Origin of the sequence: Mycobacterium sp. E3298, assembly GCF_001666895.1 — a bacterium.
Taxonomy (GTDB): Bacteria; Actinomycetota; Actinomycetes; order Mycobacteriales; family Mycobacteriaceae; genus Mycobacterium.
The window spans coordinates 1-8676 of sequence record NZ_LZJB01000200.1 but is presented as its reverse complement, the minus strand read 5'-3'; the positions used below and the strand labels follow the sequence as shown (position 1 = coordinate 8676).

General features: G+C 68.3%; 5 protein-coding genes and 1 pseudogene. 2 read left to right on the top strand and 4 right to left on the bottom strand.

Annotation, left to right across the window (positions count from 1 at the left end; genetic code table 11):
- Positions 1 to 109: 109 nt before the first annotated feature.
- On the bottom strand, positions 110 to 871 hold the full coding sequence (locus A9X05_RS09305; RefSeq protein ID WP_067780818.1) for a hypothetical protein: 762 nt from the start codon (positions 869 to 871) through the stop codon (positions 110 to 112).
- A gap of 114 nt (positions 872 to 985) precedes the next feature.
- Between A9X05_RS09305 and A9X05_RS32035 the strand changes: the two are divergent.
- Both A9X05_RS32035 and A9X05_RS32030 read left to right on the top strand, forming a co-directional pair.
- Positions 986 to 1144 (top strand): annotated as a pseudogene (locus tag A9X05_RS32035) (TetR/AcrR family transcriptional regulator); the annotation flags it as partial.
- A 57-nt stretch (positions 1145 to 1201) separates the two neighbouring features.
- A complete protein-coding gene (locus A9X05_RS32030; protein WP_231975361.1) occupies positions 1202 to 1585 on the top strand; it encodes a hypothetical protein in 384 nt (127 codons plus the stop codon).
- A gap of 47 nt (positions 1586 to 1632) precedes the next feature.
- Here the strand turns inward: A9X05_RS32030 and A9X05_RS09295 are convergent, their stop codons facing one another.
- From A9X05_RS09295 to A9X05_RS09285, 3 genes are all read right to left on the bottom strand, one after another.
- Positions 1633 to 4302 carry a circularly permuted type 2 ATP-grasp protein gene (locus tag A9X05_RS09295; RefSeq protein WP_156736585.1) on the bottom strand — a complete coding sequence of 890 codons (2670 nt, stop codon included), beginning with the start codon at positions 4300 to 4302 and terminating at the stop codon, positions 1633 to 1635.
- A gap of 14 nt (positions 4303 to 4316) precedes the next feature.
- A complete protein-coding gene (locus tag A9X05_RS09290; RefSeq protein ID WP_067780813.1) occupies positions 4317 to 7649 on the bottom strand; it encodes a DUF2126 domain-containing protein in 3333 nt (1110 codons plus the stop codon).
- Between the two features lie 89 nt (positions 7650 to 7738).
- A partial coding sequence (locus A9X05_RS09285; RefSeq protein WP_197498983.1) for a hypothetical protein occupies positions 7739 to 8676 on the bottom strand: 938 nt, incomplete at its 5' end.

The following is an 8676-nucleotide window of genomic DNA, read 5'->3' as shown; positions in this document are numbered from 1 at the left end:
CCTCCGCGACACCGACGACGACGAACCCGTTTGACGTAACGACCCGTTTCGCCCGGCTCCGCCGCGCTCACGATCGCTGGATTTTAGTTAGGTCGACCCGTCAAGCGAGCTAAAACTTCACGGCAAGATCCTGGCGAGCCAACCTGCGAACACCCCAGAAGTAGGTGACGAGTGGCATGGTGCACCACAAGAGGTTCAGAACCACGAACTTGACCCACATCTCGACTGGGCTTGTCATGCTTTGCAGATTGTTAGCGATCTCCACCCCGAAGTAGACCGCAGGCAGCGTGACCTCAACGATCATCCCACCCATGATGAATGACAGCTGAATGCTGGTGAAGCGCTTACCATTCCGGAAGAACTGCACCATGGCATACGCCTCGAAGAGTCCAATGAAGAAGGCGATCCACTCAAGGACGACGATGAGCGGGTCGCCGTTCAGGTACCGCGCGTCGCCTCCGAGCAAGATGGGTGACCACATGTACGTCCACAGCGCGCCATGCTGCACGCCGTTTCTGATCTGATCGAAGAACAGGAGCCACGGCAGTTCCCAGATGAATCGTGGAATCAGGGCGATGAAGACCCAGACGATCACCATCGCGCCTAAACGGTCCCACTTCGTGCGGTCACGTTGACCTGGAAGCGGAAGCCACGGGAGCGCAAGGGCCGTCGAGAAACAGCCCACGACGAAGACGACCAACGTGGTGGACGCGACGACGTGGGACACCCCAGCATGGAATTCGAGGTACCAGAAGACGATCTGGATAACGAAGAAGAACGCCAGGACGCCCAAGAGCGACTTTTGCAGTGACGAGAGTCCGCCCTCGGCCGGGTAAGCGTTCGTGTTGTCGGCGCTGATCGTCTGAGACATGAGGTGGGCTTTCGGGGCGAGGTAAGCTGAACGCGGAAAGCATGGCATACGCCATGTTTTAATCGCAAGGCTACTGACTAGGGTGCTGTGAATGAGCCAGCGCGGATCACAGACATGACTGGGCGCAGACGAACCGCCCCGCGCCGTCCGAGCACCGGGCGACAGCAGCGCGGGGACCGGACCCGCGAGTTACTCATCGACGAAACGGTTCGGTGCATTCGCGAGGAAGGCTTCTCCGCGGCTAGTGCCCGGCACATCATTGAGCGCGCCGGCGTGAGTTGGGGTGTCATTCAACATCACTTCGGGGACCGCGATGGTCTGCTAACTGCGGTGATCGAAGATGCCGTTGACCGTCTCGTCGCCTCGCTGGAGGTGTTGGCCGGTGAGCAGGTCATGGACACCCAAGACCTGGTGCGGGCAGCATGGGACGCCTTCGCCAATCCAAAGGCCATGGCGGGGTTGGAGATTCTCATCGCAACCAAGGACTTGCGTGACGGCCTTGATGAGCACCACTTGAAGCGTCTCGGCGCGGCCCTAGCGGCATTGATCACACGTTTGAATACCGGGGCCAACCGTGAACATGCCGTTGCGTTGGGCCTTCTGCTGTGGACAACACCGGTGGCGATGATGATTGCCGAGATGTTCGCCACGCCTCCGCTACGCCCAACGGATGCCCAAAAGGCGGTTGCCGATCTAATCGATGCGCATCGCTGAGCGCGGATCTGACGACGAACCCGTGTGACGCAATGAACCGCGTCGCCTTAGGCTGGCATCACCCGGCGTACGTCGGGGCCCCACAGCGGCTGCACGGCGGGCAGCGCCAGCTGCGTGGTGGTGATGACCTCGGCCAGCTCGCGCAACTGCGTGTGCACCGAATCGAGTAGCTCGGCCAGCTCCGTGCGCAGCCCGTCCTCGCCGACCTCTTCCAGCTCGGCGGGATGCGAGCGGCGCAACAGGGTGCCGATCTCGTCCACCAGCCGCTCCGGCCGCGACGATCCCGATGCACCCGGCAGGTCTTTGAGGTTGGCCCGCAGCCGCTCGACCTGGTACAGCAACGAGCGCGGGTTCTGCGCGTCGAACAGCATCAGCTCGGCCACTGCGGCGACGCTCACCTTGCCCACGGTGCGGCGTCGGTAGATCACCGAGGACTCGCACGCCACCAGCGTCGCCTCGATGATCGTCTGCTCGGCGATGGCGCCGCGGACGGCGGTCAGCGTCGCCCGCAGCAGCGCGGTCAGCCACAGGCCGCGTTCGATGCGCTTGCCGATGTCCATCATCGACCAGCCCACGTCGCGCACCATCGACTCACCGGCCACACCCGCAAGGGTCAGCATCCCGGCCAGCGTCTGCGCCTGAGCCGACGCGAGGAGCGCGTCGGCTTCGGCGAGCGAGTCCGGCGGCTCGCGACGCTGCGCCAGCGCTCGTTCCACCCCGGCCAGCACCATCCAGGTGTCGTTCGACATCTGGTCTCGCACCGCCCTGGCGGCCAGCGCCAGACCTTCCACCGACTGCACCAGGGACCCGGGGCGATCGGGGTCCACGGTCAACGACCACAGCGTCGAGGGCGCGACGGCGATCATTTCGGCTGCGTCCCTGGCACTCTCGTCGGTCCAGTCGTCGGCGCTCGTGTCGGTTCCGGTGATCAGGCCCAGTGCGGCCATCAGCACCGGCACACACGCGCTCTCCTCGGTGTGCTGCTGATGCCGGTACACGTGGAACCTGTCGCGGGCGACCAGCAGCAGCCGCGCCATGTTCTCCGCGCGCTCGCCGTAGCGGCCGATCCAGAACAGGTCGGACAGCACGCGCGGCGAGCTGACGCCCCAGGTACCGGCCGCGGACTTCGCCGGTGGCGGCGGGGACGGCAGACTCACCGCCTCGGCCCGCGCACGCTCCGTCGGGCGGACCCAGACATCCTTAGCGGCAACGGTTTCCAGCGTGTACGCGGCGGGACCGGGTGCCAGCACGTAGCCGACCCCGCCAATCATGGGGGCGTACCCGCTGCGCTGGGCGACGTTGAACAACCGGATCCCGACGCCGGCCGACGACAACACCCCGGCGTGGTCGGTGGGCGCCGACGAGAACTGTGGCAGCTCCTGGCCGATCCACTGCCACGGCATCTTCTCAATCCGGCCGGCCAGTTGTGTCAGCTGATACGACGAAAGCGTCGGCCCGACAAGGGCTTTCCCGCCGACGGTAGACTTCACCAAAAGCGACGACAGGTTCGCCAGCAGGTGCGAGCGTTCGCTGGCGATGCCGCCCCAATAGACCGGCGCGGTGTGCAGCAGCGGGGCCTCGGACAGCAGGCGCTCGGACAGCTGGGGCAGAAACCGCAGCAGCCCGGGGTTTTCCAGGATGCCGCTGCCAAACGTGTTGACCACGGTCACCGTCCCGCGGTGGCACGCCTCCACCAGACCGGCCACCCCGAGCCGGGAGTCGGCGCGCAGATCCAGCGGGTCGGCGTAATCGGCGTCCACCCGACGCAGGACGACGTCGACCCGTTTCAAGGTGCCCAGCGAGCGCATCCACAATTTGCCGTCGCGCACCACCAGGTCCGCACTCTCCACCAACGGGAAACCCAGGAGCGTGGCCAGATACGCCTGATCGAAGGCGGTTTCGGAAAAGATACCCGGGCTGAGCACCACCACCACGGGATCCTGGGCAACGTCGGGCGCGGCATCGATCAGCGCCAGCCGCAAGGCCTGGGCGAACGGCGTCGTCGGTCGCGGTGCGATCCGCTCGTAGAGGTCGGGAACCGAGTGCGCGACGACGCGCCGGTCGGCCAGCGCGTAGCCGGCGCCGGACGGTGCCTGCGTCCAGTCGGCGTTGACCTGAAAGGCTCCGTCCGGCAGCCGGCTGACGTCACAGGCGTGCAGGAAAAGCTGGTGATGCCCGGGTATTTCGATGCCGTTGGCGGCCCGCACGTAACCCGGATGGGCGAACAGCAGCTCCGGCGGCAGCACGCCCTCGGTGAGCAGGCTGCGCGATCCGTACAGGTCGGCGAGCACGGCGTCGAGCAGGCGGGACCGCTGCACCAGACCGGCCTCCAGCAACTCCCATTCCGCGGCGGACAGCACGATCGGCAGCGTGTCGAGGATCCACGGCCGAGGCTCCAGGCCGTGCCCGCCGGGTTCGACGTCGGTGTAAGTGATGCCGTCGCTGTCGATCAGGCTGCGCACCACCGACCGCAGCCGGTCCAGCCCCGCCCGGCCGCGCTCGGCGATGGTGTCGGCCAGCTCCGCCCAGGCCGGTCGGACGTTCCCGTCCTGATCGACGAATTCGTCGTAACCGGCGGCGGGGCCGTGCCGCAGATCGAACAGCGCCTCCTGGGCGCGTGCGGCGCGATACCCGGCAAGCAGGCGGTCCGCGTCTTCGTAGCGGTCCTCGTGGCGCCCGCCAGCGGCCGCCGGGGGTGCACCGGTGCCGAATGTCATGTCCGCAAACGCCATTACTGCTGAACGGTACGCACGCGGCGCAGGTCTAGGATGCCCGGCGCGCCGATGTCGGTGAAGATGCGTGCCTGCTTTTCCCGGATGTCCGACAAGTCGAGCTTGCCGGGGGTGAAGCCGGTGGCCTCGAACCGGCGGGCGCGGCGCGCCTCGGCCTCGACGGCGTTGACGGGCGGTTCGTCGTAGGCCCGCCCGCCGGGGTGCGCGACGTGATAGGTGCACCCGCCGCGCGACGTGCCCGTCGTCAGGTCGATCAGCTCGAACTGCAGGGGGACGTCGGTGCTGATCGTCGGGTGCAGCGCGCTGGGCGGCTGCCACGCCTTGAACCGGACCCCGCCTACGTGGATGTCGGGGTTGTCGGTGGCCAGCAGCGGCACCGGGTAGCCGTTGACCGTCACCACGTAACGGTGGCGGTCCGCGCCGATGATCCGGATCTGGATGCGCTCGACCGACGAGTCGACGTAGCGGGCGGTGCCGCTGGCCGTGGCCTCCTCGCCGAGGGTGTTCCACGGTTCGATCGCCCCGCGCAACTCGATCTCGACGCCGTCGAACACCGCGGTGCCGATGCGCGGGAAGCGGAACTCGGTGAACGGGTCCAGCCAGCTGGTCTCGAACGCGATGCCGTCCGCGCGCAGGTCGGCGGCGACATCGGCGATGTCGTGAATCAGGAAGTGCGGCAACAGGTATCGCCCATGTAGGTTGGCGCCGTGGCGGATCAGCGGGGCGCGCAGCGGCTCGTCCCAGAACCACGCCACCAGCGAGCGCACCAGCAGCGATTGCACCATCGCCATGCGCAGATGCGGGGGCATCTCGAACCCGCGCAACTCCAGCAGGCCGAGCCGGCCGCGGGGGCTGTCGGGGCTGTAGAGCTTGTCGATGCAGAATTCGGCGCGGTGGGTGTTGCCGGTGATATCGGTCAGCAGGTGGCGCAACGCGCGGTCGATCACCCAGGGCCGGGGGGCGTTGCCCCCGAAAGGTCCGGAGAGCCGGGTGATTTCGGCGAACGCGATCTCGAGCTCGTAGAGGGCCTCGGCGCGGCCCTCGTCGACGCGGGGTGCCTGTGAGGTGGTGCCGACGAACCGGCCGGCGAACAGATAGGACAGCGACGGGTGTCGTTGCCAGTACGTCAGCAGCGAGACCAACAGGTCCGGGCGCCGCAGCAGGGGCGAGTCCGCGGGGGTGACGCCGCCCAGCGTGATGTGGTTGCCGCCGCCGGTGCCGCCGTGGGTGCCGTCGACGTCGAAGGACTCGGTGGACAGCCGGGCCAATCGCGCTTGCTCGTAGAGGGTTTCGAGCTGCTGGCTCTGTTCGGCGAAGCTGGCGGTGGGCGCGACGTTGACCTCGATGACGCCGGGGTCCGGGGTGATCGTGGTCGACCTCAGCCGGGGGTCCGGCGGGGGATCGTAGCCCTCGATCACGACCGGGCAGTCAGCCTTGGCCGCGGCGGCCTCGACGCGGGCGATGAGGTCGACGAAGTGTTCCAGTGCCTCGGTGGGCGGCATGAAAAGGTAGAGCAGCCCGTCGCGCACCTCGGCGACCATCGCGGTGGGCGGGGCGGTGTCGGAGTCGTCCACCACCGCCTGGTCCGATTCCGTCGTCAGCGCGTCGCCGGCGGCGTGGGGATCGGCGTCGAACGACGGGCGCGGCGGGCGCCAGCTGATCGCGTCCAGGGGCAGGCGCAGACCCGCCGGAGAATCGCCGTGCAGCAGCACGATTCGGCCCCGGCGCAGCCGCCAGTCCGCGCTGGCCCACCCGGCGCCGTCGTCGCGGCGGTGCAGCGGCAGCACGAAAGCCGCCGGGGCCGTTACGGATTCGTCGAGGCGGCCCAGCAGCGCCGCGCGACCGGCGGGGGTGTCCTCCTCGAGGTCGTCGGCCGGGTCCACCGGGTCGCCCTGCGGTTGCCGGACTTTTTCCGCCAGCCGGTGCAGCGGGTCCTCGTAGGCGGGCCGCACCTGCGAAAGTGGCAGCCCCAGCCCGTCGGCGAGGCCGGCGAGCACCTGGCGGGCGGCCTCACCGTCGACTGCTTCCGGCCGGTCCCCCCACGGGTCGGCCAACAGCGCGCCGTCGTTCCACAGCGGCCGCCCGTCGGTGCGCCAGTAGAGCGCAATCTGCCAGCGCGGCAACGGTTCGCCCGGATACCAACGGCCCTGCCCGCGCTGGATCAACCCGTTCGGCGCCCACACCTCCTTGAGGCGCGCGGCCAGGTCGGAGGCGCGCTGCCGCTTGTGCGGCCCGTCGGCGGCGGTGGTCCACTCCTTGGCGACCTGATTGTCCACCGAGACGAAGGTCGGCTCACCGCCGATGGTCAGCCGCACGTCGGCGGCGGCCAGCCGTTCGTCCACGCGCCGGCCGACGTCGCAGATCGTCTGCCACGCCTCGTCGGTGTAGGGCAGCGTGACGCGGGGGTCCTCGTGGATGCGGGTGACGGTGTTGGAGAACTCCAGCACGGATTCGCAGGGCTCGGTGCCGCCGCTGATGGGTGCCGCGGACGCCGGGTGCGGCGTGGCGGCCAGCGGGATGTGGCCCTCGCCGGCGAACAGCCCCGACGTCGGGTCCAGCCCGATCCAGCCCGCGCCCGGGATGTACACCTCGGTCCAGGCGTGCAGGTCGGTGAAGTCGGCGGCGGGGCCCGACGGCCCGTCGAGCGCCTCCACGTCCGAGGCGAGCTGCACCAGATATCCCGACACGAAGCGGGCGGCCAGGCCGAGCTGGCGCAGAATCGACACCAGCAGCCACGCGGAGTCGCGGCACGAGCCCACCCCGGTGCGCAGCGTGTAATCAGGTGTCTGGACACCGGGTTCCATCCGCAGGCTGTAGGCGACGTCGGCGTTGACCGCGTGGTTGAGCGCGACCAGCAAGTCGATGGTGCGCGTGCCCTCGTCCACCGAGAAGTTCTCCACCCACGCCCGCGTGAGCTCACCCGGCCCCGATCCCTCGCCCGCTTCGTCGACGGGGCGCAGGTAGGGCTCCAGGTCGTCGGCCAGATCCTTGGGATAGGTCAGCCCGGCCCGTCCGGTGGAGGGGGCCCAGGTCTCGGCCCAGTCCTCGATGAAGAAGTCGAACGGGTTGATCACCTTGAGGTCGGCGATGAGTCCCACCGTGATGGTCAGCCGGCGCATCGGATTCGGAAAAACAAGCCGCGCAAGGAAATTGCCTACCACGTCCTGCTGCCAGTTGATGAAGTGCTCTTCCGGCTCGATGCGCAGCGAGTAGGCCTCGAGGGGCGTGCGGCAATGGGGCGCCGGTCGCAGCCGAACGACGTGCGGGAACACCCGGACCGGCCGGTCAAAGGTGTAGCTGGTGCGGTGCTCCAGCGCGACTTTGATGCTCATAACAAGGTGATTGCATCACAAGCGCCACAAGGCCGCAGCGCACCACAGCCGCGGCTAACAGCGCCGTAACTTCGGGCGTGGCTTTGAGGTCAGACCTGCTGCGGCCCGGGCGGCGGGCCCGGCTGGTAGCCCGCTTGCGGCACGGGAACAACCTGGCCGCCGGTCAGCTTGCGGTAGGCGTAGGTCAGGATCAGCGCGTCGAGCGGCGCCGTCACCAGCAGGCCGACCCCGCACGCCAGCGCCCCGGCGAAGATCAGGGCCATCACCACCAGCCACACCAGCAGCGCGTTGGCGAAATTCGACCCCACCAGCGAGAAGCTGGAGGTGAAGCCCTTGATCGCCGACTCCGAACGATCGACGACGAACAGGATGGTGAACTGCACGAACAGGCTCAGCACCAGGCCCGGAACGAAGCACAACGAGTAGCCGATCGAGGTGAGGACACCGACGATCAGCGCGGCCAGGAATGCCATCCCCAGGTTGCGGGGCCTGAAGAACGACGCGATGGTCACCGGCCGCCCGTCGGCGATGTCCAGGCAGCCGGACAGGAAGCCGGCCTGGGCGAACGCGGTGACCAGGTAGGTCAGCAGGGTGCCGATGATGAAGACGACCAGGGCGGCGCCGGTGAGGTTGGTCGTGAAATAAAAGCCGTAGTCGTCACTGGTCGCCGTGTTCGGCGACATGTTCTGGCCCGCGATGTTCACCCCGGTGGCCACGCCGAACAACAGGCCGTACACCAGCGCCGGCACGATCAACACCAGCGCGTTCTTGGTGAACGTGTTCCAAGCCCAGCTGAAGGCGTCACCGACGCTGAACCCCGGGGCGGCGGGTGCCCCATAGCCGGGCTGGGGGTAGCCGCCGTACCCCGGCGGGGGCGCGCCATAGCTGGGCGGCGGGCCGTAGCCGGGCGGCGGGGTGCCGTAGCCCGGGGGCGGGCCGTAGCCGGGTGATTGCGGGGGAGGTGCGCCGTAGCCGGGTGATTGCGGGGGAGGTACGCCGTAGCCGGGTGATTGCGGGGGAGGTACGC